Annotated in this window: 33 protein-coding genes and 7 tRNA genes; 9 read left to right on the plus strand and 31 right to left on the minus strand. The window is 55.7% G+C overall.

Translation table 11 applies throughout. From position 1 onward, the window contains the following. On the plus strand, window positions 1–552 hold a 552-nt coding region (locus MVB78_RS09975; protein ID WP_297490923.1), incomplete at its 5' end, for an asparagine synthase-related protein. Here MVB78_RS09975 and MVB78_RS09980 read toward each other — a convergent pair. From MVB78_RS09980 to MVB78_RS09990, 3 genes are all read right to left on the minus strand, one after another. Beyond that, window positions 533–1717, minus strand: a complete 1185-nt coding sequence (locus tag MVB78_RS09980) for a hypothetical protein (RefSeq protein WP_297490925.1) — start codon at window positions 1715–1717, stop codon at window positions 533–535. The genes MVB78_RS09975 and MVB78_RS09980 overlap by 20 nt on opposite strands. A gap of 73 nt (window positions 1718–1790) precedes the next feature. Beyond that, complete coding sequence (locus MVB78_RS09985) at window positions 1791–2813, minus strand: L-threonylcarbamoyladenylate synthase (RefSeq protein ID WP_297490927.1); 1023 nt, start codon at window positions 2811–2813, stop codon at window positions 1791–1793. Further along, the gene (locus MVB78_RS09990) at window positions 2810–3241 is read right to left on the minus strand and encodes a hypothetical protein (RefSeq protein ID WP_297491031.1); all 432 of its coding nucleotides are present in this window, start codon (window positions 3239–3241) and stop codon (window positions 2810–2812) included. The genes MVB78_RS09985 and MVB78_RS09990 overlap by 4 nt, the downstream gene beginning before the upstream one ends. Window positions 3242–3319: 78 nt before the next feature. On the opposite strand from MVB78_RS09990, the gene MVB78_RS09995 reads away from it, so the two are divergent. Then, the gene (locus MVB78_RS09995; protein WP_297490930.1) at window positions 3320–4024 is read left to right on the plus strand and encodes a nucleotidyltransferase domain-containing protein; all 705 of its coding nucleotides are present in this window, start codon (window positions 3320–3322) and stop codon (window positions 4022–4024) included. A 100-nt stretch (window positions 4025–4124) separates the two neighbouring features. Here the strand turns inward: MVB78_RS09995 and serS are convergent, their stop codons facing one another. From serS to MVB78_RS10010, 3 genes are all read right to left on the minus strand, one after another. After that, a complete protein-coding gene (serS, locus tag MVB78_RS10000; RefSeq protein ID WP_297491034.1) occupies window positions 4125–5492 on the minus strand; it encodes a serine--tRNA ligase in 1368 nt (455 codons plus the stop codon). Window positions 5493–5541: 49 nt separating this feature from the next. Next, window positions 5542–6744 carry a gephyrin-like molybdotransferase Glp gene (gene glp, locus MVB78_RS10005; protein ID WP_297491037.1) on the minus strand — a complete coding sequence of 401 codons (1203 nt, stop codon included), beginning with the start codon at window positions 6742–6744 and terminating at the stop codon, window positions 5542–5544. Window positions 6745–6787: 43 nt separating this feature from the next. Continuing rightward, window positions 6788–6865, minus strand: a tRNA-Arg gene (locus MVB78_RS10010). 66 nt (window positions 6866–6931) lie between these two features. Here MVB78_RS10010 and MVB78_RS10015 point away from each other — a divergent pair. Next, window positions 6932–7390, plus strand: a complete 459-nt coding sequence (locus MVB78_RS10015; protein ID WP_297490932.1) for an Lrp/AsnC family transcriptional regulator — start codon at window positions 6932–6934, stop codon at window positions 7388–7390. Here the strand turns inward: MVB78_RS10015 and MVB78_RS10020 are convergent. The 5 genes from MVB78_RS10020 to MVB78_RS10040 are packed head-to-tail and all read right to left on the minus strand — an operon-like array spanning window position 7374 to window position 10611. Continuing rightward, complete coding sequence (locus tag MVB78_RS10020; protein WP_297490934.1) at window positions 7374–7709, minus strand: hypothetical protein; 336 nt, start codon at window positions 7707–7709, stop codon at window positions 7374–7376. The two genes, MVB78_RS10015 and MVB78_RS10020, sit on opposite strands and share 17 nt — an antisense overlap. Before the next feature lie 13 nt (window positions 7710–7722). Continuing rightward, the gene (locus tag MVB78_RS10025; RefSeq protein ID WP_297490937.1) at window positions 7723–8442 is read right to left on the minus strand and encodes a phosphoribosyltransferase family protein; all 720 of its coding nucleotides are present in this window, start codon (window positions 8440–8442) and stop codon (window positions 7723–7725) included. A 54-nt stretch (window positions 8443–8496) separates the two neighbouring features. Further along, window positions 8497–9006 (minus strand): YkgJ family cysteine cluster protein, encoded by a 510-nt coding sequence (locus MVB78_RS10030; protein ID WP_297490939.1) that lies wholly within the window; start codon window positions 9004–9006, stop codon window positions 8497–8499. Window positions 9007–9019: 13 nt separating this feature from the next. Further along, the gene (locus MVB78_RS10035; RefSeq protein WP_297490941.1) at window positions 9020–9268 is read right to left on the minus strand and encodes an Lrp/AsnC ligand binding domain-containing protein; all 249 of its coding nucleotides are present in this window, start codon (window positions 9266–9268) and stop codon (window positions 9020–9022) included. Beyond that, window positions 9265–10611: a signal recognition particle protein Srp54 gene (locus MVB78_RS10040; protein WP_297491041.1), complete on the minus strand. Its 1347-nt coding sequence runs from the start codon at window positions 10609–10611 to the stop codon at window positions 9265–9267. The genes MVB78_RS10035 and MVB78_RS10040 overlap by 4 nt, the downstream gene beginning before the upstream one ends. A gap of 179 nt (window positions 10612–10790) precedes the next feature. On the opposite strand from MVB78_RS10040, the gene MVB78_RS10045 reads away from it, so the two are divergent. From MVB78_RS10045 to mtnP, 3 genes are all read left to right on the plus strand, one after another. Then, complete coding sequence (locus tag MVB78_RS10045) at window positions 10791–11000, plus strand: hypothetical protein (RefSeq protein ID WP_297491046.1); 210 nt, start codon at window positions 10791–10793, stop codon at window positions 10998–11000. 85 nt (window positions 11001–11085) lie between these two features. Beyond that, window positions 11086–12423 (plus strand): hypothetical protein, encoded by a 1338-nt coding sequence (locus MVB78_RS10050; protein ID WP_297490943.1) that lies wholly within the window; start codon window positions 11086–11088, stop codon window positions 12421–12423. Window positions 12424–12453: 30 nt separating this feature from the next. Next, window positions 12454–13257, plus strand: a complete 804-nt coding sequence (gene mtnP, locus MVB78_RS10055; protein ID WP_297490945.1) for an S-methyl-5'-thioadenosine phosphorylase — start codon at window positions 12454–12456, stop codon at window positions 13255–13257. Between the two features lie 234 nt (window positions 13258–13491). On the opposite strand, the gene MVB78_RS10060 is transcribed toward mtnP, so the two are convergent. Next, window positions 13492–13569 (minus strand) — tRNA-Arg (locus tag MVB78_RS10060). Window positions 13570–13684: 115 nt separating this feature from the next. Here MVB78_RS10060 and MVB78_RS10065 point away from each other — a divergent pair. Next, a tRNA-Gly gene (locus tag MVB78_RS10065) sits at window positions 13685–13761 on the plus strand. 157 nt (window positions 13762–13918) lie between these two features. Further along, window positions 13919–14674, plus strand: coding sequence for a metallophosphoesterase (locus tag MVB78_RS10070; protein WP_297490949.1), 756 nt, complete (start codon window positions 13919–13921; stop codon window positions 14672–14674). Window positions 14675–14705: 31 nt separating this feature from the next. Here MVB78_RS10070 and MVB78_RS10075 read toward each other — a convergent pair whose 3' ends face one another. Continuing rightward, complete coding sequence (locus tag MVB78_RS10075) at window positions 14706–15005, minus strand: FUN14 domain-containing protein (protein ID WP_297491049.1); 300 nt, start codon at window positions 15003–15005, stop codon at window positions 14706–14708. Window positions 15006–15114: 109 nt separating this feature from the next. On the opposite strand from MVB78_RS10075, the gene MVB78_RS10080 reads away from it, so the two are divergent. Then, a complete protein-coding gene (locus MVB78_RS10080; RefSeq protein WP_297490951.1) occupies window positions 15115–15441 on the plus strand; it encodes a PadR family transcriptional regulator in 327 nt (108 codons plus the stop codon). 3 nt (window positions 15442–15444) lie between these two features. Here MVB78_RS10080 and MVB78_RS10085 read toward each other — a convergent pair whose 3' ends face one another. From MVB78_RS10085 to MVB78_RS10170, 18 genes are all read right to left on the minus strand, one after another. Beyond that, entirely contained in the window at window positions 15445–15603 is a 159-nt protein-coding gene (locus MVB78_RS10085) for a 50S ribosomal protein L40e (RefSeq protein WP_297490953.1), read from the minus strand. A 58-nt stretch (window positions 15604–15661) separates the two neighbouring features. Beyond that, window positions 15662–15749 (minus strand) — tRNA-Leu (locus MVB78_RS10090). Between the two features lie 39 nt (window positions 15750–15788). After that, window positions 15789–16394, minus strand: coding sequence for a 30S ribosomal protein S2 (gene rpsB / locus MVB78_RS10095; RefSeq protein ID WP_297490955.1), 606 nt, complete (start codon window positions 16392–16394; stop codon window positions 15789–15791). A gap of 15 nt (window positions 16395–16409) precedes the next feature. After that, complete coding sequence (locus MVB78_RS10100; protein WP_297491058.1) at window positions 16410–17435, minus strand: hypothetical protein; 1026 nt, start codon at window positions 17433–17435, stop codon at window positions 16410–16412. Between the two features lie 5 nt (window positions 17436–17440). After that, complete coding sequence (locus tag MVB78_RS10105; RefSeq protein WP_297490956.1) at window positions 17441–17614, minus strand: DNA-directed RNA polymerase subunit K; 174 nt, start codon at window positions 17612–17614, stop codon at window positions 17441–17443. Window positions 17615–17659: 45 nt separating this feature from the next. Beyond that, window positions 17660–17737 (minus strand) — tRNA-Pro (locus tag MVB78_RS10110). A 16-nt stretch (window positions 17738–17753) separates the two neighbouring features. Continuing rightward, window positions 17754–17951, minus strand: a complete 198-nt coding sequence (locus tag MVB78_RS10115) for a DNA-directed RNA polymerase subunit N (protein WP_297490959.1) — start codon at window positions 17949–17951, stop codon at window positions 17754–17756. Between the two features lie 26 nt (window positions 17952–17977). Then, window positions 17978–18385 carry a 30S ribosomal protein S9 gene (locus tag MVB78_RS10120; protein WP_297490961.1) on the minus strand — a complete coding sequence of 136 codons (408 nt, stop codon included), beginning with the start codon at window positions 18383–18385 and terminating at the stop codon, window positions 17978–17980. A gap of 10 nt (window positions 18386–18395) precedes the next feature. After that, entirely contained in the window at window positions 18396–18824 is a 429-nt protein-coding gene (gene rplM, locus MVB78_RS10125; protein ID WP_297490964.1) for a 50S ribosomal protein L13, read from the minus strand. Window positions 18825–18830: 6 nt separating this feature from the next. Then, entirely contained in the window at window positions 18831–19196 is a 366-nt protein-coding gene (locus MVB78_RS10130) for a 50S ribosomal protein L18e (protein WP_297490967.1), read from the minus strand. A 64-nt stretch (window positions 19197–19260) separates the two neighbouring features. After that, a tRNA-Leu gene (locus MVB78_RS10135) sits at window positions 19261–19345 on the minus strand. Between the two features lies 1 nt (window position 19346). Further along, window positions 19347–20132 carry a DNA-directed RNA polymerase subunit D gene (locus MVB78_RS10140; RefSeq protein WP_297491061.1) on the minus strand — a complete coding sequence of 262 codons (786 nt, stop codon included), beginning with the start codon at window positions 20130–20132 and terminating at the stop codon, window positions 19347–19349. Between the two features lie 23 nt (window positions 20133–20155). Then, window positions 20156–20572: a 30S ribosomal protein S11 gene (locus tag MVB78_RS10145; protein WP_297490970.1), complete on the minus strand. Its 417-nt coding sequence runs from the start codon at window positions 20570–20572 to the stop codon at window positions 20156–20158. Further along, complete coding sequence (locus MVB78_RS10150) at window positions 20569–21111, minus strand: 30S ribosomal protein S4 (protein ID WP_297490972.1); 543 nt, start codon at window positions 21109–21111, stop codon at window positions 20569–20571. The genes MVB78_RS10145 and MVB78_RS10150 overlap by 4 nt, the downstream gene beginning before the upstream one ends. A gap of 10 nt (window positions 21112–21121) precedes the next feature. Next, window positions 21122–21571 carry a 30S ribosomal protein S13 gene (locus tag MVB78_RS10155; RefSeq protein WP_297491064.1) on the minus strand — a complete coding sequence of 150 codons (450 nt, stop codon included), beginning with the start codon at window positions 21569–21571 and terminating at the stop codon, window positions 21122–21124. A gap of 37 nt (window positions 21572–21608) precedes the next feature. Further along, window positions 21609–21695 (minus strand) — tRNA-Ser (locus MVB78_RS10160). Beyond that, window positions 21681–22268, minus strand: a complete 588-nt coding sequence (locus MVB78_RS10165; RefSeq protein ID WP_297490975.1) for a class I SAM-dependent methyltransferase — start codon at window positions 22266–22268, stop codon at window positions 21681–21683. The genes MVB78_RS10160 and MVB78_RS10165 overlap by 15 nt, the downstream gene beginning before the upstream one ends. A 57-nt stretch (window positions 22269–22325) precedes the next feature. Next, window positions 22326–22592 carry a hypothetical protein gene (locus MVB78_RS10170; protein ID WP_297490978.1) on the minus strand — a complete coding sequence of 89 codons (267 nt, stop codon included), beginning with the start codon at window positions 22590–22592 and terminating at the stop codon, window positions 22326–22328. Window position 22593 lies beyond the last annotated feature (1 nt).

A 22593-nucleotide genomic window follows, 5' to 3' on the forward strand; every position in this document is an offset into this window, starting at 1 on the left:
AGGGAGGAGGTTGAGAAAGAACTGGAGAGAATAGCATTCGCAATAGAGGAGCCGAACCCGATGAACCTCGCGATAGCGATCCCCATCTACTTCGCCGCAAAGGCCGCCCGCAGGGACGGCGTCAGGATCCTCCTGAGCGGGCAGGGGGCCGACGAGCTGTTCGGAGGTTACGCGAAGTACGTCGAGAGGCCAGAGCTCATGGAGCGCGATCTCCTGGAGATCGGGGAGAGAAACCTCGCAAGGGACGATAAGGTCATCATGGCAAACGGCATTGAGGGCAGGTTCCCGTTCCTCGCCCTCCCCCTTGTCCAAGCAGCCCTCAGAACACCGCTCGACCTCAAAATACGCAACGGGGAGAGAAAGTACGTACTCAGGAGGGCCGCCTTGAGGATGGGGCTGCCAAAGGGGCTGGCCGAGAGGCCAAAGAAGGCGGCCCAGTACGGAAGCGGTGCGCAGAGGATACTTGAAAAGATTGCCAAGGGGAAGGGAACCACATTGAGGGGCCTTGCAGAGTCCCTCTTTGCCGAGGTTTTCAGTAGGAGCTCGGCGTGATTCCCTCGGCCTCATGGAGAAGCCTAACCGTCTCCTCAAGCTCAGGAACCCTGGAGAGATAGGCCTCGGCCAGCTCCACAGCCCTGGCCGGGTTTCCCCGCTCTATGTAGTACTCCATGTCACCGACGAGCGACAGGACGGCCGCACTCCTGCCTTCGGCGGCATGAACCTTGAGCACAGCCGCGCGCATCACGGCCCTCTTTTCGAGGTTCTCAGAGATGTTTAAGGCCTCGCGGTAGACCTTGAAGGAGTCCCTGGCCTTTCCAACGGCGAATAGGGACATGGCAAGCTCAAGAAGCTTCCTTGATACACCAGCGATATCGTTCATCTTCTGGTGGGTTCCAACGACCTGGTAGAGGATCCTAACGTTGTTGAGACCTATCAGCTTGGCCCGTTTGGAGTTGCCGGCGAGGAGGTAGGCGTACTGAGCCTTCAGGAGGTAGGAGGTGGTACCGTCCAGGTCACCCTCGGAGTAGGAGAGCTTGCTCGCCCTCTCGTAGTTCCTCGCAGCTGTCTCCATCATCTCAGTGAAGTGCGTGCCGTAGCCGAAGAGCTCAAGGACGTAGAATGAGAGCTTGTAGAAGGCATCCCCAGCACCGGCGCTGTCGTCAGACGCAACCTTCTCCTCGGTTATCTTACCGAAGGTCGTCACGATGGCATCGGCTATGCGCTTGACGCTCTCCCCATCGTTCAGAATCTTGTAGTAGCGGAAGGCATCTTCGTAGGCCATTATGGCTTTTTCCAGCTCTCCGCTCTCCTCGTAGCCCTTGGCGAGGTCTTCGTACATCTCGGCGAAGTACTTGGCGTATTTCTTGAGGTTCGCCTCATCCCCCAAGGAAGCGAAGACCGATAACGCCCGGGAGCAGAAGTCGTTGAGCCTTCTGACGTCTATTTCAAAGCCTCCGAGCTCCTGGTCTATGAGCTTTATGTAGAGGGAGGCGCTCTTTAGGAGGGGCTTCCTGGCGGTTTCGGGTTTCTTTAACCTATCAAGGAAGAAGTAACCGAGGTAGAAGTAGAGCCTGGCGGCGTCTTCAAGCTTTCTCTCATCCTCGTACTTCTTCGCGGCGCGGAGAATGAGCTTAAGACCCTCTTTAAGCTCGCCCTCCTCCACTTTTTTAAAACCGAGCTGCTCAAGATCCTCCGGGGACGCTATCTCCGGGAGCATCGCCAATCTTCTCACCCCGATGATTTTAAACCTTGATAAGAGTACTCCCGAACCATATTTAAGTTTATCCAAACTAAGCCTTCAGCACGGTGTAGCCTGAGGCCTTTCTGAGGCGGTTCATAACGGCCATTCCAAGTCCCTTCTCCTCAACGCCCTCGACAACGATGACGTCAACGCCGCGCCTGTCCAGCTCCCTCAAGCCCCTGAAAACGTTCCTGGCCACCTCTTCGATTGACGAGCCAAGGTAGAAGAAGGCATCGGCCCGGTGCCGCTCCATTGCCATTACACCTACCATCAGTCCCTTCTTCTTGAGTTCATCCACGAGTTCATCGATCCTCGCGGTTACCTTTTCCCTGTCACCCTCAACCAGGATCACCCGGGCTCTGGGCGAATAGTGCCTGTACTTCATCCCCGGTGACTTGGCAACGTCCGCAAGCTGCCCCCTAACAGCAGGGTGAACTTCGACGGGCCCAACTACCCTCTCAACCTCCTCCAGGGGCAGGCCCCCCGGTCTCAGGAGAACTGGTCTCTCACCGGTTAGATCTAAGACCGTTGACTCGACGCCGATTGGCGTTGGGCCGCCGTCCACTATGCAATCTATCCTGCCGTAGAAGTCCTCCACAACGTGGCCTGCATCCGTGGGGCTCGGCCTACCACTTATGTTCGCCGATGGGGCCGCCACCGGTCTTTCGGCAAGCTCAATGAGCCGGAGGGCAACGGGATGGGCGGGCATCCTCACGGCAACGGTGTCTAAGCCGCCCCTCGTCACCGCAGGCACCCTATCCTCCGCCGGCAGGACGAGAGTCAGGGGGCCGGGCCAGAACCTCCTCGCCAAGGTGAGTGCGGTCTCCGGAACCAGCCTTGCCAGCTTCCCCAGCCACTCCATGTCCGCTATGTGAACTATCAGCGGGTTGTCCGCTGGTCTTCCCTTGACCTCAAAGATCCTCCTAACGGCCCCCGCGTTCAGGGCATCGGCGCCGAGGCCGTAGACTGTCTCCGTGGGAAAAGCCACGAGCCTGCCCTCCCGCAGGAGTCTCGCGGCTACCATGAGCTTTCTCTCATCAACGCCTTTCCTCACGTTTACTATCACCGTCATCCCGTCTCACCGGGCTTTATCCCAACCATCGGGAGGGGTATGTGATAGGGCAGCCTCATCTCCTTTGCTATGACGAAGAGCATTGGACTGAGCTCGGCGGTTATGAAGTTCACGACCTCCGCAAAGACCTCAGGGGGAACCTTTCTCCCGGCATCCCAGGCATCGAGGATCCTGTCCACGTCCTCCTTCCTCTGAGGAAGGTACATAACGGCCCCCTCAAGCGTGCCCTCAGCTATATCCGGCCGGTAGTTCACCTCGTACTTAAAGAGAACCTCAACTCCCTGGGTCTTTCCGGCGGGGGTCTGGATCTCGCCCAGGCGCATGTCCCTCACCTTGGGAGTCAGATTGACCTCTATCCTTCCCCCCATCGGGGGAAGGCCCCTCTTCTCGAACTCAACCTTCGTCAGGTTTATACCTATCACCGGCATCCTTCCCACCAGGGAGAACTCCACGGCGTCTCTTAAAAAGTTAGGCATGTTTTTAAAAGTCCTGGTCAATTCGAGATGATGCCGCGGGAAAAAGTCGTTAGGGTATGGGACGAGAGGGAAGTGGTCTACTCCCCAAGGAGGTGGCGCTACCTCAGGGAGAAGCGAGAGAAGGCCCTAAAAATAATGGAACGCCTTTCCCAGTTCGAACCACAGCTCTACGGTAGCGTCGCCAGGGGGGACGTGAGAAGGGACAGCGACGTTGACGTTTTCATCCCGATAAGGGTTCCGAGCTACCTCATCGAGCTCGCCCTTGAGGGTCTCGTAAGGAGGAGAAGGATCGTTATGGCAACACCCTGGCACCTCACAAAGGGCGTCGTAGAGATAGACGAGGAAACTACCGTTACTTTCCCCCTCATCGAGCCCACAGACAGGGAGCTTGAGTTCTACCGCTGGGGAGGGGCGATTGATTTAGTAGGGATCAGGAAGGGGGAGCGCGTTCCAGGGGTGAACAAAAAGCTCGTCCTCATAATCCCAACCGAGAGAGGGCACATCGAGAGGGAAGTCGTTGGAAGGGAGAGCGAGGTCGCGAGAACCCTTGGGGTGAGCGTTGACATAGTCAGGGAGCGCGTCCACGTGCTCACGAGGAGGGACAGAATCGGGAGAACGGGGATCTACCTAAACGAGGAAGTCCCGGACTGGATGACCTTTGAGGAGGCCCTCAAGGTCATAGCCGACCGCGACCCGAACGTGAGGAGGAAGGTTAGGGAGAGTGGTGGAGTCTAAAATCTAAGATATGGCGAGCATATTTGCCTATTTAAAAATAGACAGAGAAGATAGAAAAGTTCAGGCTCCGGTTCCTTTGAGTGAATGCTAAAAACGGGATTCAACCCTCACAGCACTTCTCCTTCATGCTCGCCGGCAAAATCTCCTTGAAGCCCGTGTACTTCCAGAGAACCCTCGGGATCTTTACGACGCCTTCCTCTGTCTGAAAGTTCTCAAGTATCGCAACTATCGCCCTCGAAGTCGCTATCGCGGTCGAGTTGAGCGTATGGACGAAGCGCGGCTTCTCATGGGTCTTGTCGCGGAAGCGTATGTTCAGGCGCCTCGCCTGCCACTCCGTACAGTTGCTCGCTGAAACTACCTCCCTGAACTTGCCCTGGCCGGCCATCCAGGCCTCGATGTCGTATTTTTTGGCAGCAACGTATCCTAAATCGCCCGTGCAGATGTTGACGACGCGGTAGGGTATCTCAAGGGCCTGGAAGAGCTCCTCTGCGTTCCGTATGATTTTCTCGTGCCATTCCCAGCTCTCCTCCGGTCTTGAATAGACGAACTGCTCGACCTTGTGGAACTGGTGGACGCGGAAGATTCCCTTCGTGTCTTTTCCAGCTGTTCCAGCTTCCTTCCTGAAGCACGGACTAATTCCGACGTAGAGGAGAGGTAAGTCCTTCCCATTGAGGATCTCGTTGGCGTGCATTCCGGCTAACGGGTGCTCAGCCGTGGGGATCAGGTAGAGGTCCTCGCCCTCAACCTTGTAAATCACGTCCTCGAAGTCATCAAAGCTCGTGACGCCCTCCTCAACGAAGCGGTGCACCATGTAGGGAGGGATTACGGGAGTGAACCCCTTCTCGATGAGCCTGTCGAGGGCAAAGCGGAGTAACGCTAGGTCGAGTATGACCAGCTCGTTCATGAGGTAGTAGAAGCGCGACCCGCTCACCTTTGCGGCCCTCTCAAGGTCTGCCCCGCGGAGAAGCTCAAGCATGTCCACGTGAAGCCTCGGCCTCCAGCTTAAAAGCTCGTACTCCATCTTCCCGAGGCTCTGCTCCTTAAAGCTTTCGAGGAAGCCCTCCCAGACCTTGGCTTTGCCCCAGAAGCGTATCGGGACGTTTTCGGTGTCGTCCTTCCCTATCGGGACGGTCTCGTGGGTTATGTTCGGTAGCCTCCAGAGGTAGTAATCGATCCTCTTCCTGAGTTCTTCGACTTCCCCCTCAAGGGCCTCGATCTGCCTCACTATCTCGTTGCTTTTAGCCAGGAGATCATCTATCGGCTTACCGGCCTTTTTGCGCTTTCCTATCTGGATCGCGAGCTGGTTGCGCTCCTTCCTGAGCTGATTTATCTTCCTCAGGTTCTGGCGCCACTTCTTATCGAGTTCGAGGATCTCGTCTATCCAGGGGAGCTTATCGGTTTCGCCGCGCTTGATGAGATCCTTCCTGACGACCTCTGGATTTTCGCGGATGAGCTTTATATCGAGCATCTCCTCCACCTCCTAAGAGAGGGGAGAAGGGCCTAAAAAGGTTTTTGTATCAGCCGAAGAAGGTGACCTCAACCTCCTCGCCGGCTTCCAGTATCTCAACGTTCTCGGGAACCTCTATGAAGCCGTCCGCATCAACGAAGCTCGTAACCGCCCCGCTTCCCTTGAGTATTGGTACGGCCCTCTCGCCGTCTATCCTCACGGGCAGAAACTGCCTCCTCCCCTTGACGGAGAAGACCTTGTGAGCGAGCTTTTTTCTGGTTTTCCTGACCTCACTCTCCCTGCCGATTAGCCGTCTGAGGAGCGGTGCGACGAGGAGGGTGAAGTTGGTGAGGCAGCTCGTTGGGTAGCCGGGAAGGCCGAATACAGGTTTTCCGTCTATCTCACCTATTATCGTAGGTTTGCCCGGCTGGATCGCTATGCCGTGGACGTAGAGCCTCCCCAAGCGCTCCACGATCGAACTCGTGAGGTCTCTCACACCTCCGCTCGCCCCCCCGCTTATGAGGACTAAGTCGCACTTCGATACCCCCTCAACTATCAGTCTCGCTAAGTTCTTGGCGTCGTCCCCTGAAACCCCGAGGAAGCAGGCCTCTGCGCCGAGCTCCCTGATCGCATCGGTGACAGCTCTCCCGTTTATGTCGTATATCTGTCCGGGCCCAAGTTCCCTCCCGGGCAGAACGATCTCGTTTCCAGTGCTTATTACAGCTACCTTCGGCCTTCTGAAGACCCTAACCCTCTCAATCCCGATGGCGGAGAGCAGGGCCGTTTCTTTAAACGTGAGCCTGGTGCCCTTTTTAAGCAGCATCTTCCCCCTTGAAATGTCTGTGCCAGCTTTCATAACGCCAAGGGATGGATAGGCTGGCTTATAGAGAACTATCTCGTCTCCCTCGCGTTCTACATTCTCGAACTGTACAACCGCGTCAGTCCCCTCCGGTAGCGGGGCGCCGGTGGATATGTAGACTGCCGACCCCTTCCCAACCGGGGCAGGGTAAACCTCGCCCGCGTGAACCTCACCAACGACGTGGAGCCGAACGGGTCGGGCCTCACTTGCCATGAAGGTGTCCTCGGCGCGGAGGGCGTAGCCGTCCACCGTGGCCCTGTCGAAGGGCGGAACATCGATTGGAGAGACAACGTCCTCGGCCAAAACTCTGCCGAGGGCCTCATCCAGGGCGACTTCCTCAACGGAGGGGGTTAGGTTAAAGGATTCTACAACCTTAAGGGCTTCTTCAAGAGGGACAACGTTCAGGAAAGCCATAAGCACCACCAAGAAGGGTTGGGTGGGGGGTATAAATGGCTTTTGGCGGACCGGCGGGGCTTCGAACCCCGGACCTGCGGCTTAGGAGGCCGCCGCCCTATCCTGGCTAGGCTACCGGTCCACGGCCCGCTACAACCTTCAGCGGAGGGTATTTAAAGTTTGCGGTAAAGTAGTGTGGGGGGTTGGGATGGACGAACTGGACAGGAGGATACTCGAACTCCTTCAGGAGAACGCGAGAATGTCCTACAGGGAGATAGCGAAGGCAGTCGGGGTTGCGGTTGGCACGGTTTACAACAGGATAAAGAGGATGGAAGAGGAGGGGATCATAAAGGGTTTTTACGTGGGCATAGACTACGAGAGAGTCGGCTTTGGACTCACGGCCGTGGTCGGGATAAAAGCCCGGGGGAAGGACATAGTCCGGATCGAGGGGGAGATAGCCGAGAACCCGAGGGTCATGCAGGTCTACGACGTCACCGGAGAGTACGACATAATCGTCGTCGCAAAGTTCAGGGACAGGGCCGACATGAACCGCTTTGTGAAGTGGCTTCTCTCGCTGGAGGGCGTGGAAAAAACCAACACGAGCGTTGTAATGGACATAGTTAAGGAGAAGCCCTCCATCAAACTCGGGATCAGCGAAGGATTATGAAACTGCCCGAGGACTCCACGAAGCGCTGGGCGAAGTCCTCGACGCTCTCAGCGGGAAGCTCAACCCTGACCCCGTTGACGGTTCCCCTGAAAACGTACTTCCTCACGGATATCTCGGATATCGGGTCGAAGTTTGGATTGGAGGATATGGTCTCCTCAAGAACCCTGTCGAACTCCTCCTTGAAAACCCCGGCTATCTCACCTTCCATGTTTAGCTCCCTGCCGCACTCTTCCGCGGGGCAGTGGAAGGTAAAGGGCACGCCGGGCTCGGCATCGACCGGGATCGTCAGCCCCTCAACGTTGTAGACCATGAACCTCATGGCTGTCTCTCCGCTATCTCTCCAGGGTCACTATGCTTTCAACAGGGATTGAGTACTCATCCCTGAGCTTTTCAACTATGTCGCCAACGCTGACGAGGAAGAGCATTCCGACGGGCTTCGCACCGGCCATACTGCAGAGCTCGGCGAGGGCCCTCTGGGTTTCCCCGCTCCTTATGACGTCGTCAACGATCAAGACCCTCTCCCCCTTTCCAACGGCCCACGTCGGGAGGTAGAGGGTGCTCAAGCTCCCGGAGGCACTTGAGACGTAGTTCACCTCGTAGAACTTCTCAATTCCGACCTCCTTCTTCTTCTTAGCGTAGACAACATCAACCCCCATCTCCCTCCCGATGTAGACGGCGAGGGGTATCCCGTCTGTTGCAGCCGTGAGGATCTTGTCTATCTCAAGGTCAGAGAAGCGGCTTGCTATATCCTCCGCGAGGAGGGACATGAGGGAGGTATCGCTGAGCACCGACATGCTGTCGAAGAAACCCCTGCTGTCAAAGTGAAGCCTCCTGTACACCTCGGAAGGCAGATCAACGTACTGGGCCAGCAGTTCTAACAGCTCCCTCGTCCTCTCGCTGCTCGGCAGCACCTTGCCCCTAACGTATCTGTTGAGAACAGTTATGGGGAGCCCGGTTATCTTCGAGAGCTCCTCGTAGGTGTAGTTTTCCTTGAGGAGCCTCAATACGTTGATGAGCCTCAGCTTCTCCTTCACTGACTTCAACTGGCTCATAAAACCACCTCCAGTGCCCATGAATTAACAAGAAAATGTATAAATACGTTTCGGTCACCGCTCCCTATCCGACCCGAGGCTCAGCCGGTACCCCTCAATCACATCGCCGTACTCACGGAGGAGGAAGTCCGCGTCAACCTGCTCCCCCTCCTGGTGGTTGATCCCGGGGCAGAGGCCGTCTTCTCTGATGTAGACCTCCATAACGGTTCCCCTCCTGACGAAGACGAAGGGATAGAGCCTGCACGCGAGTGGCCGGTGAGAGTAGATGCGGCATCTCTTCGTCTCGGGATCGAGGAAGACGCACGCCCCATCGTAGGGTCTCTTCTTGAGGGCATAGCCAAGGAACTTGTCCCCCCGGTAGAACATCTTCTCGTAGTCCACGAACTCCCAGGCGCTGTAGCCGAGATCCTCTATCCTGACCACATCCTCGTCCCGGAGGGGAACTTCGAGCTCCATGCAGCACTTTCCACAGTCCTCGATGCACTTGAAGGTAACCCTCCTGTGAACCCTAACTTCAAGTGTAACCAGGTCAATTGTAGCAATGGGCTCCCCCTCAACTTCCAAACCGAGCCCCCCATCACTTTATCCCGTAGGTGCTCGCTATCAGGGTCTCTGTGAGCTCTATATCCCCCTCACCAAGCTTCCTGAGGAGCCCGTCGTGAAAGCTGTCGAGACCCTTTATGTCCTCGACCTCTATCCTGAGGAGAACGTCGTACTCCCCGTACACACGGTATATCTCCTTAACGGCTGGATGGGCCTTTAAGGCCTCGTAGACCTCGTTCTCCTTTCCAGGGCGGGCCACGATCAGGATTATGGCCTCCATCATAATCCCAACCCCCCAAAGTTGAAGTTCTTGGCCATCTTGGCGAGCTTCCTCTTATCCAGGCTCTTGAACATCTTCCTCATCTGTTGATACTGCGAGAGCAGTTCCCTTACCTCCTTTACCGAGGTTCCAGAGCCCCTTGCAATCCGCCTCACGCGGGAGTAGTTTATGATGTCGGGATTCTCAAGCTCCTCCTCAGTCATGGAGTCCATTATCACCCTGTATTTCCTCAGCTTTTCCTCCCCAACCTTGAGGGCCTCATCCGGCAGACTGTAGCCGAGGCCCGGGATCATCTGCAGGATCTGCTTGAGGGGCCCCATGTTCTGCATTGCCTCAAGCTGGGCGTACATATCCTTGAGGCTGAACTTCCCCCTCAGGAACTTCTCAACGTCCTCCTCCTTGAGCTGCTTCTTCTTCTGGAGCTCTTCGAACTTTTCAAGTAATCCCTCTATGTCGCCGAGACCGAGGAGCCTCGAGACGAAGCGCTTCGGGTCGAAGGGCTCCAAGTCCTCGATCCTCTCGCCAACGCCGATGAACTTTATCGGCGCGCCGGTTGCCGCAACGGCCGAGAGCGCACCACCACCCTTTGCACTCCCGTCAAGCTTCGTGACGATTATGGAACCGATTGGAGTGGCCTCCTTGAAGGCGAGGGCCTGGTGGTATGCCTGCTGTCCGATCGTGCCATCTATCACGAGGATGACCTCGTGGGGCCTTATGGCAGCGCTTATCTGCCTCATTTCCTCGATAAGTCCCCTCTCCTCCTTGTGCCTCCCGGCGGTGTCAACTATTACAACATCGACGCCCCTACCCTTAAAGTACTCGACGCCCTCCCTCGCGAGCTTTATCGCATCCTTCTCGGCGGGGTCGCCGAAGACCTCCACCCCTATCGGTTCCACGAGCTGTTTGAGCTGATGGTAGGCCCCGGGCCTCCAGGTGTCGGTGCAGACGATGCCAACCCTATAGCCCCTCTTCTGCAGGTGCCTCGCGAGCTTCGCTATCGTCGTGGTCTTCCCGGAGCCCTGTATGCCGACGGTGAGTAGAACAGTAGGCTTCTCCCTTATCTCCAAAGGAACCGCTTCCCTGCCCAGGAGGTTGGTTAGCTCCTCGTAGACGATCCTGACGACGTGCTCCTTGGGGCTCATACCTGAAGGGGGCTTCTCCTTAAGGGCCCTTTCCTGTATCCTCCGGGTAATCTGAAGGACGAGCCTTACGTTGACGTCCGACTGGATCAGGGCCCTCTGGATATCCCTCACGACGTCCTTAATCAGGGCCTCATCAACGGTACCTGAGCGCGCCAGCTTTCGGAGTGCACTGTTAAGGGCCTTCCCCAGCTTTTCCAAGGCCATCAATCTCACCAGAGACCGATGCAGGCCAAAGTTTATAACCCTTCTCTTAACCCCGGTTAAATAGAGCCGCGGAACCCGTTGAACTGCCAGTTTAATCGACTATTGCCGACATAATTGTTAACGATTGTCTTTAGAAAGGTTTTTATACTTTGAAGTTGTAGATACTACCGGTGATGCCCATGACAACCGTGATAAGGAGGAACCCAATTAGGTTCCTGAAGGAGCTGAAAATGTTTTACAACGATATCTGGGAGATTCCGGGTAGCAAGTACCTCTCAAAGCCAGATTTCCTTGTGGTAGACCAAATGGGAAAGAAAAAAATGAAGGTGAGCTTCGTCGCCCTCGACGACGGCGAGACCGTCAGCGTTGTTTACGAAGAGCTAAACTGATTTCGTTGTTTGACGTGATTAAACAAGGGGCTCAATTCGCAAGGATTAAATATTTTGGAGGTTTTATTTGATTGGGTGAAAGGGTGTGAACCAAAAACACACCGAAAATAGGGAAACCTTCCTATCAGTTCTAAAGATCGCGAGGGAAATACCCGATGATTACATTCGAACTATCACGCTCTCGAGGATCGCCCTCAGGTTAATGGAACTCGGAATACCCGAGGCAAAACTCGCGTTTAAGCTCGCGGTCTCATCCGTTGAGGAGATAGACAATCCGGTTCTAATGATAAAGGCACTCCTTGACGTTTCTAAGTACCTCCACAGGGCCGGAAGCGGAGACCTCGCCAAGGCCACCCTACAGCAGGCCTATGAGAGCGTCCTCCTCCTGAGGGGGCCCATCAGAGACGACCTTCTGAAGGAGATTGCACTGGCCGCGATGGCCCAGGGTCTGGATGAGGAGGCAGCCTTTTATGCCCTGGACATGTCTTCGGGGGAGAAGGACGCGATACTGCTCGGGATAGTGAAGAACCTCGTTAAAAAAGGCAAGCTGAGAAAGGCGACGCTCATAGCGGAGAGGATAGAAGACGACGAAACGAGGTCGGAGGCGTACTACACGATATCCCAATGGTACCTCTCCAGGGAGCAGTTTGCAACGGTTCTGGCTCTCATGTCCAAGATGGATGGACGCTTTCTCGTGAAAGCCTCAGAGGAGCTCGGGAGGCGACTTTCGGAAAGCGACCTGTCAGCGGATACATACGGCAAGTTCGCGGAAGCCGTGAAGGGACTCGAGGAGGAGAAGGGAATAAGACTTATGGAGCGTTTCCTATTGGGATTCCTCTCAAAGGGAAAAGTTGACACGGTAGCGGAAGTAGTGAACTCCCTCAAGCACGGTAGAAAGGGAGAGGTAGCGGCCTATCTCGCGAGGAAGACCGTGGACAAGCCCTCACTGCTCGGGGGACTCATCGGAAAACTGAGCCTTGAACCGGATGAGTTCGATGCCGTTGCCAAGGCGGTGATGGACGAGCTCCTTGAGGGGGGGATAGGAGGGGAGTACCTTCCGGTTGTCTTGGAAATTGGGAGGAGAACTGAGAGCGAAGCGGTTCTCGTAAAGGTGACAACGTACCTGGCCAGATTGGGTGAGATAAAGGCTGCGGAGAGGTTTGCGGCGCCGATAGAGGAGCCTTACTTCAGATCCCTTGCCTTCGGTGCGATAGCCCTCGCAAAGCTCAGGGGCGGCGATATCGACGGGGCCATAGAGGCTGCCGCTGAAGTGAAGGACAGAAAATGGGGCTCGTGGCTCATGGGGGAGATACTGGTTAAGGTTCTCGACAGAGCCGTGGGGGAAAGTGCCGACAGGGAGCTCGGCAAGAAAGCCGCCGACCACAGGAAGCTGATAGAGGGGAAAGCTTCAAAGGGTTTATAAGACCCTTGCAACAGTAAGGCTGGTGATACCATGCCCAGGATAGCCATAATCGGAGGCTCCGGTGTCTACGACCCCAAGCTCCTCCAGAACTTGAGGGAGGAGTTCGTGAGCACGCCCTACGGGAAGGTCAGGGTCAAGATAGGCGAATACGAGGGGGAGGAAATAGCCTTCCTCGCGAGACACGGAGAAAAGCATGCAGTCCCGCCCCACAAGGTGAACTACCGGGCGAACATCTGGGCGCTGTATGAGCTCGGAGTCGAGAGAATCCTCTCCACCTCTGCGGTTGGCTCCCTAAACACCGAGATGAGGCCGGGTGAATTTGTGATCCTCGACCAGCTCATGGACTTCACCAAGACGAGACACTACACCTTCTACGACGGTGAGGAAAGCCCCCACGACAGGAAGTTCGTTGCCCACGTGGACTTCACCGATCCCTACTGCCCCGAGCTGAGAAAGGCCCTAATCAGTTCGGCGAGGGAGTTAGGCTTCAGGTACCACCCTGCAGGAACCTACGCCTGCATGGAAGGGCCGCGCTTCGAGACGAGGGCTGAGATACGGGCTCTAAAGGTACTCGGTGCCGACGTCGTCGGGATGACCCAGTGTCCAGAGGCTGCCCTCGCGAGGGAGCTTGAGATGTGCTACGCCAGCGTTGCGATAGTCACAAACTTCGCGGCTGGAATAAGCAGGGAGAAGCTCACCCACAAGGAAGTCGTCGAGCTCATGGCACGGAAGGGTGAGGATATTAAGCTCCTCCTAATGAAGGCCATCAAGTACATACCGGTGGAAAGGCGCTGTCCCTGCAAGGACGCCCTTAAGGGGGCAACGGGCGAATGAGCTTTTCCTTTAATTCGCTTACGTTCTGAACCGGAGGTTAAAGAAAGCGTTTAGTATCCTCCGGGATAGTCCACGGTGATACGGAAGATGAAGTACGCCGTCGTGAAGGAACAAACCGACCTTAAAATTGAAAATCTCCGAGAATGACATGCAAACCTTGATCAAACTCAACGGAACTACCGTCCCGTGCGTTGAAGCGAAGCTCCAACGTCGCGCAGGCGAAGTTTGTTAGAATGGCGCCCCGGCGGGGATTTGAACCCCGGACCTCAAGGTCCGCAGCCTTGCGCCCTATCCAGACTAGGCCACCGGGGCACTGCCAGCTAACCATTCAGGGGAACGCTTTATAAATTTAACCACCCAAAAGCCCTCCTGAGAGCACCGAAAAACTTATAAGCGGCCCTTGGGTGAATACCTACAGGTCGGGCACGCGGTGGTAGTCTAGCCTGGCCAGGACAGCGGCCTGCCACGCCGCTGGCCCGGGTTCAAATCCCGGCCACCGCACCAAACTCCTTCTACACAACCTTTCTCCAAAACCTAAAAGGGGATAAAAAGTAGCAGTCCCTTCCGACCCCCTAATGTGCGGACATCACAGGCATTGGCGAAACGCTTAAATACCAAAGGATTTTAGTATAACATGGTAAGAAAAATAGGGGGTGAGAGAATGACTTACGTGGCGGTTCTAGCCAACGTAAACGGGAACCTCCCGGCTCTAACGGCGGCCCTTGAGAGAATTGAAAAGCTAAAGGAAGAGGGTCATACTATAGAGAAGTACTACATCCTCGGTAACTTGGTAGGCCTCTTTCCATACCCAACTGAAGTCATCAAAGTTCTTGAGAGCCTCATGGAAGAGAAGAAGGTAAGCCTGATAAGGGGGGAGTTCGATCAGGCGATAGCCGAGAGCGACCCCCACGGAGAGGGTTTGGATTATATCAAAAAGCTCAACTATCCTGATTTCATCAAGAAAGCCCTCCAGTACAGTTGGGAGAGGTTAGGACACGAGGGGAGGGAGTTTGTAAGGGACGTCCCAGTGTATCTTGTGGACAGAATCGGCAAGAACGACATATTTGGAGTGTACGGCAGTCCCTTTGACCCGTTTGGAGGTGTTGTCCTACCGGATCAGCCTACGAGTTATTACAACAGCATCATGAGGGCAGTGAAGGATTATGAGATGCTCTTCGTCGCCTCCCCGAGATACCCGGTAAACGCCATGACAAGGTACGGCAGGGTAGTGTGCCCCGGGAGCATAGGCTACCCACCGGACAAAGGACACAGGCCAACCTTCGCTTTGGTTGATACTGACACCCTCCACGTGAGGTTCTTTGAAGTGGACTACGACAAGGGGGTAGTGGAGGACAGGATAAGGAGAGAGGGCCTTCCAGAGGAACTGATCAGGATACTTTACAGGGGCAGGGTGTAACCCACCTTTTCTTTAAAATAAAGAAATGGCTTTAACCCTTCTGGAAGCCCAAGTAGAAGCCAGCCACGAAAGCCGTGGTTCCGGGGAGTATTCCTATGGCCTTCTGGGCGAGGCCAACGACCTGGGAAGCGGCCGAGCCAGTAAGGTTGAAGAGCTTTTCAGTGTTTATAGTGAGGACGCCCTTCTGCTGGAGCCAGAATAGGCTCAGGATGTAGGCACCGAGTATCGTCAGGACTATCTTCATGAACTTCTTCAGCGCGTACCCTGTTACAAAGCCCGCTATACCACCGAAACCAAGGTCTCCGACCATACCGTTTAGATCAAAGTTCATTCCCTTCCCCCGCATTCATATAGCTGGAAGGCATTAAAAGGGTTTCCCAAAACCTTAAATTACACTGATATAAAATATTTCACAGAACACAAAGGAATGGGGTGGAAGCATGTCGGATCCAATAGAACGGCTGAGGAGAAAGATAACAAAGGAAGTTCTCTGGCTTTACATACTCAGGCTCCTCAGGGAGAGACCCATGTACGCCTACGAGCTGAAGCAGAAGATAAAAGAAACCTTCGGCTTTGAGCCTGCCACGGTGAGCTCATACGTGGTTCTCTACAAGCTGGAAAAAGATGGGTACGTAACGGCGGAATGGCAGGAGCAGGAAATGGGAAAGCCGTCAAGAAAGTACTACAAACTCACGGGCGATGGAGAACGGCTCTTGGAGGAGGGAATAAAGTTCATGGAAGACATTTTAGAGAAATTAAAGGAGTAAACCTCAGCGCCCTGCTCCGCCGCGCGGCTCCCGCGCCTTGGGGCGGAGCCCCTTGTACCCGCATTTTCTGCACTTCTTGGCTCCCCACGGGTTTGTAGCGCCGCAGCGCATGCAGACGAGCTTCCTAAAGATCCTTGCCTCAGCTTCCGGAAACCTTGCCATCCTCTCTCACCCCATGATCTTGAACGTATCAACAACACTGCGGAGTCTTTTAAAGCTTTGGTGCGGGGGACGGGATTCGAACCCGCGCAGCCCTACGGCAGCGGATCTTAAGTCCGCCCCCTTTGGCCAGGCTCGGGCACCCCCGCGCGAGCTAAAATACAGGGGAGGGATTAAAAACCTTCCCCTCAGGTTCTTATGATCCTCATCTCAAAGTCCTCAACGGGTATCTTGAAGTCCTCCCTGCTCTCTATCTCCTTTCTGTTGTAGAGTATCTCCCTCGCGAGGATCCAGTAGATGAGAGCTAAAGCTTTCCTTCCCTTGTTGTTCGTTGGTATCGCGAGATCAACGTAGCTGAGGAAGTTCTCGGTGTCAACGAGCGCAACTATTGGGATGCCTATCTCAACCGCTTCCTTCATTGCCTGATGATCGGCCCTCGGGTCTGTAACGATGAGCACGTCAGGCTCGATGAAGTTCTTGACCTGAGGGTTGGTCATTGTTCCCGGGAGAAACCTCCCCGGGATCGCGCGGGCGCCCGTGACCTCACCGAACTTCTTGACAGGCTTCTGGCCGTAGAGCCTGACGCTGACCGCCAGGACGCTCTCCGGGTCGAACCTTGCGAGGAACCTGCCCGCTACGCGAAGCCTCTCATCGGTCTTCCTGACGTCGAGGACGTAAAGACCGTCCTGTCTAACCCGGTATATAAACTTCTTCATGTCTTGGGTCTTCTGCTGGGTCCCTATGTGGACGCCAGCGGCAAGGTACTGATCGAGTGGAACCAGATATTCCTCCATTCTTCCAACCTCCCTTCAGCTTTCAAATGTTATAATCCTGCCCCTCTCCCCAAGATCCTCAGCAATGCGGTTGAGCTCGTTCAGTTTGGAGACGGAGTCCCTGCCCAGTATAATGGCGGGGCACCTGAGCCCAACCGCTATGTGGGGAAGGGCCTCATCAGAGGATTCGTACCTGGCCTCGGCCAGGATCGGGACGATCCTCTCGGACTTGACATCGTTCACAAGGTTGAAGAGGTCGGTGAGCGTTCCGAGGTTTATGGGTTTTATGGAGAGGGCGTTGTAGTAGCGCCTGTCGAGTATTCCCTTCTCCCTGAAGAGGTTTTCCCCATCAATGAAAACGCCGTGGGTTCCTGCTATGAGCTCAAGGAACAGTTCCTCTCCCCCAACTGGCTTCACGTAAGTTATGTTGTTGTCTTCCACTAGACCGAGAAGCTTCTCCATGTCCATGGGGTTCTTCTGGGCAATACCAAGGCTGACTTCAAGGCCCAGCTCCTCCCCTGCCCTCTCCGTCGCCCTTGAGAGCTCCTCAATGTTCACCGATCCTGCAGATTCCATCACCTTGACGGCACCATCAACGACATCGGTTATCTCTATTATATCCCTCACCAGGATGTAGTAGTCGAAGTCGCTATCACCGGCCAGGAGGAGCATCGGGACCGGGAGCTCGGTAGTGAAAGTACCCCCGATGTAGCTGTAGAGGGGCATCTTCTTCACGCTGGCGGCTGCCTTCGCAACGGCTATTGAAACGGCGAGGGCAGTGTTCGCCCCTATGTGGCTGAGGTTCTCGGTGCCGTCTATCTCCCAGAGGTAGCTGTCTATGAGCTCCTGATCGCTAGCATCAAAACCTATCAGCTCAGGCCCTATTATCTCGTCCACCTCGCTGACGGCCCGGTGGGCCTCGGCCACGTACAGGGAGGGATTCTCATCCACCGGTGCCGCGAACCTTCCAAAGCCCGAGCTCGTCAGCACGTCCACCTCAATGGAATACCTGCCACCCCTGAGCACGGCGACCCTGCCGACTACGTTCTCTATCACGGTCATCTCCATCAGCCCGGTCTTATCACTGTTATGGGGATAGCGCCCTTTTCGAACTCTATCATAGCCGCCTGGAGGGGGGTTGAACCCTCGGGAACGTCAACTAACACTGGAGCCCCCATCGCTATCTGGAGCGCCCTTGCACCGATGATGCGGGCTTTTTCAAAGCGGGTATACTTAAACACGGCCTACCACCCCGTTCTTAACTCCAACCCGACCAGTGCAAATTTTGGTGGGGCCGCCGGGATTTGAACCCGGGTCTCCGGCACCCCAAGCCGGGAGGATAGACCAAGCTACCCCACGGCCCCCTCAAGAAAGGTGGTTTTAGTACACCTTGTACACCATTACCTGGTCTATGAGCTCAACGTGGCTGAGGAGGGTTCTCCTGCAGCAGTACCTCTCAACGCCTAGGTCATCGAGCACCTTCTCCGGGTCTTCACCCTTCTCGACCCTCTCCTTAAAGACGTAGTATTTGTCTGCCAGGACCTTTCCGCAGGTGAAGCACCTGACGGGAACTATCATCTTCCACACCTCAAAGTTTAAGGGGGTCAGCGGTACGACTTCTGCCTCTTGGCCCTCGGCCCCTTTGTGGAGCGGTTGGGTTTGTGTGGCTCGGTCCTCCTGCTGTCCCCGACGAGCATGGTCCTGTCGTACTTCATAAACTTTTCCTTCAGTTTCACGTCGTTAGTCCACTCTATCAGCGCCCTGGCTATGGCAACCCTCGCCGCTTCGGCCTGCCCCATGAAGCCGCCCCCACTGACCTTAACGTCCACATCGACCTTTCCGACCACTCCCTCACCGGCGAGGATGAGGGGTTCCATTATGGTAAAGCGCGCTATTTCCGGCTCGATTAGCTCAACGGGCCTGTGATTTATCCTGACGCGGCCCTTCCCCTCCCGTATGGTGGCCCTTGCTATCGCCGTCTTCCTCTTGCCCGAAGTCTGTATGACCCTCATAACAACCACCTCAAACCTTTCCACCAAGGAACTTGGCTACCTCCCCAACGGTAACGTACTTTGGAGTGGCGAGCCTTGACATGTGCGCCTCGCTTATGCTCTCAAGGTTCTTCCCCTCAAACTCCTTGGGGACGCCCGCGTACACCCTCAGCCTCCCAAAGGCCTTCCGGCCCTTGTCCGTCTTCCACGGGAGCATTCCCCTGATGGTTCTCCTCACGATCTCATCGCTCCTCTTCGGGTAGAATGGCCCCCTCCTTGGGTTGGTTCTGGTCCTGAGTGTGGTTCTCCTTTTGTACTTGGCAAAAACGTCCTCTCTGTTGCCGGTTATGACGGCCTTGTCGGCGTTGACTATCACGACCTCCTCTCCCTCGAGGAGCATTTTGGCGACCTTTGAAGCCAGCCTTCCGAGTATGAGTCCCTCAGCGTTGATAACCCTCATGGCCCATCACTCCATTATGATAACTCCGCTACCGCGGGGGTTTCTCTCAATGAACTCCTCAATCGTAAGGGCCTCTCCACCGGCCTCGACTATCTTCCTCTTTGCAGTCTCGCTGAACTTCCAGGCTGCGACGGTGACCTTGTGCTCGAGCTTTCCAGCACCGAGAACGCTTCCAGGGACGATGACGGTATCGCCCTCCTTGGTGTGGCGGTTGATCCTGCTGAGGTTCACCTCCGCCCTCTGTCTTCTGGGTCTCTCAAGGCGCCAAGCGATGTCCTTCCATATCTTAACCCCTTCCTCGTTGGACTTCTTTCTGAGGTAGCGAATGAGCCTTCTCAGGTTGATATCGGTTGGGCCCGTTCTCTTAACCATGCACATACCTCCTTAATCTCTCACATGGGAAACCGACAGGTCCGACGGGGTGAGCGTGAACTAATGCGGGGGCGGGGATTTGAACCCCGGAACCCCTACGGGAGTGGATCTTGAGTCCACCGCCTTTGACCAGGCTCGGCAACCCCCGCGTCAGTCGGCTAATTTATGGAGTTCGTTTATAAATCTATCGCTCTTCCTCATCAGTATCTTAAGTGCTGTGGCCACCATTTCCTCAACGGGGAGTTCTCCATTGCTTTCCACAGTAAAGACGAACGCATTGGGAATTATCTCCTCCCTGATTTCTCTGCCCCAGTGGGACTCGAACTTCCGGGGGAGGTAAAACGCCTTGATCGTGGTAATGATGAGCTCCCCCTCCGTCTCCTCCGTTGGGAGCCCCCTCCTCTCCGCGAGCTCCTTAAGCTCCTCCCACTCCGGGAGAGACTTGTCGACGTGTATCTTGGTCAGGTATTTGTAGTAGGCGTAACCAGGCTGCCACTTGGCGTGGTCCTTTCCGCGGCCGAGCTTGGCGTAGGCGTTAAGCATGACCCTCTGCCCCTCCGCGAGCTTCACTATCGGGATGTTCGGGTTGGCCGGCTTCACGCCCTCATCGTCACTCTTCAGGTCACCTGAGTACACCATCCCCGGCCCCTCTGCCTCGAGGGAGAGGGTAACGGTGTAGTCTTCGAGATCGAGGGAATCGAGTGAGAACCTCTCGGAGGGGGTGATTAGGGGTATCATCGCGAGCCTGTGGGCGATTATCTCATCGAAGAGCGCCGAGTCGTTCTCAAAGAACTCGACCTCGTCGACTGCAAAGGTTGGAACCTCGGCGAGGATGCTCCTCCTCAGCGCGTTGGCAAAGGCTGTATCCACTCCCCTGAGAATGAACTTAACTGCGTCCTCCTTCCTCTCAAGAATCTCAAACTCCACCATGGCTATCACCAAAAAAGAAGTTTAACGGGTCAGACGCGCCTTCCGCGCCTTCCACCCTTAGGCCTGGTGCCGTCGTGCGGAATCGGTGTGGCGTCCTCAACCCGTCCAATTCTGAGGCCAGCCCTCGCGAGGGCACGTATGGCTGCCTGTGCACCGGGGCCGGGGCTCTTGCTCTTGCTTCCCCCTGGGGCGCGGACCTTGATGTGAACCCCAATGAAGCCCTTCTCCATTGCTTCTTCGGCCGCTCTTCTCGCCGCTATCATCGCCGCGTAGGGGGACGGCTCGTCCCTGTCGGCCTTGACGACCATGCCACCGCTCCACCTGCTGACGGTTTCGGCCCCCGTGATGTCGGTTATGTGTATTATCGTGTTGTTGTAGCTTGAGTAGATGTGGGCAACACCCCACTTCTCCTTCTTCCTCAGGTTTACCTGCTCACCATCGCTCATGCGGCCTCACCCTGCTTCGCCTGTTCAATAACAATCCTCTCAGGGTGCCCCTCCTTGGCGAAGGGGGAGTTCTTAGAGTAGGTGATAGCGTCTTCCTCCTCGCGGAGGACGAGGTAGCCCGGCGAGCGGATGACCTGGCCGTTAACCTCTATGTGGCCGTGAACTATGAGCTGCCGGGCCTGTTTGATCGTCCTTGCGAGGCCCTTTCTGTAGACCATGGCCTGGAGCCTCCTGCTGAGGATGTCCTCGAGGGTGAGAGAGAGGACGTCATCGAGAACCGCATCCGCAGGGAGGAGGCCGAGCCTGTAGAGCCTCTGGAGGAGCTGCCCCCTCTCGATCTCCGCCTGCTTTCCACGGGCTGCGAGGAGCCTCCTAGCCCTTCTCCTGAACTCCTTAAGCTGAGTCTCGTGCCTCCAGAGCTCCTTCTTGTTCTTGAGCGCGTACTTCCTCATAAGGACTCTCTCGCGGTCGAGCCTCTCCTTGATCCAGGGATGAGAGGGAGTCTCATACCTCTTCCTCTGCCTCTTAGGGTCTCCCATTTACACCACCTCACTTCTTCTTCCTGCTTACACCGATCGTAGTTCCATGTCTGAAGTTGGACCTCGTCCTCTGGCCGCGGAGCGGCAGGCCGCGCTCGTGCCTTATACCGCGGTAGGCCCTTATGCGCCTGAGCCTGTTGACGTCCTCGCGCCAGGCCATGACGAGCTTGGCGGTAACGAGGTGCAGATCCTTACCAGTCTCGTAGTCCTTCGGCCTGTTAACGGCCCATGAGGGAATGCCGTGCCTGACGGGATCGGCTATTATCTCCTCAAGCTTCTTAACCTGCTCGTCGGTGAGGTAGCCGGTCTTCATGTACGGGTCTATGCCGGCCACTCTGAGCACCATCGTGGCAAAGTTTACTCCAATGCCCTTGATTCCCGTAAGGGCCCATCTAAGCTGCCTGTTTCCGTTCAGATCAACACCCGCAACGCGGACTATATGCCTGAAGTTGTCGGTCATCACGAACGCACCTCCGGTATGCTTATCAGGTGGATTTTGGCGCCGGGACGGGGATTTGAACCCCGGTGTCCAAGCGGACACGGGCTCTCAAGGCCCGCGCCATCCCAGGCTAGGCGATCCCGGCATACACCCTATATCCCGACCCCTTAGCAAGCTCTCGCACTTCGGTGAAACTCTCCTCCATCAGGGAGCGGATGCGCCGGGCCCCCTGCTTGGTTTTAACGACGAGCTGGAGCAGTCCACCATCGTTGAGATGCCGGGGAGCGTTTATAACTATTTCCCTCAACAGTCCCATTCCAGCGTGGACGGGGGGATTGGTTATTATGGAATCGAACTTCTCCCCTACCACAGGATCGTAGAGGCCCCCCCACCTGACTTCAGCGTTCCTAACGCCGTTGATTTTTAAGTTTTTCCTCGCCGTACTGACGGCTCGCCTGTTCACATCGGTCATTACAACATAATCAACGAAGCGGGAGGCAACTATGCCTATTGCTCCGTAACCGCAGCCTAAATCGAGGACGCGCCAGTTCCTCTCGAGAAGCATGCTCTCTATGAGGAGCTCAGTCCCGCGGTCGAGCTTCCCGAAGGAGAATACCCCGCTGGCGGTGATGAACTTAAAGCAGTGCCCCCTGAGGCAGACCTCTATCGTCTTGGTCTTCAACGGTGTGCTTGGCTCTTCGGAGTAGTAGTGGCTCATGGTCGGGGGTAAGGGTAGGAGGTTTATAAAGGTGGGGGAGCAGGACGATTTATGGGGCTAAAGCCGCTTAAAGCCGATAAGCACCGTGGCTATAATCACAAACAGCCATATCCATCCCACCGCCCCCAAGTACGCGGAAGAGCCTCGATTGTGGGCCTCCCAAGCTATAAAACCTAAAAGGATCATGAAGATCGCAATCTCCAGCTGAACTATCCATGAGATTCTGCTCCCGCCTGCAAAGAAGTCCCTAAACGCAAAAAGTAAGAGGAGGTAAACTGCCCCTCCTAACATCCCCGCGTAGGCTCCGTACTCTATCCATATCATA

The organism is Thermococcus sp. (assembly GCF_026991495.1).
Classification (GTDB): domain Archaea; phylum Methanobacteriota_B; class Thermococci; order Thermococcales; family Thermococcaceae; genus Thermococcus.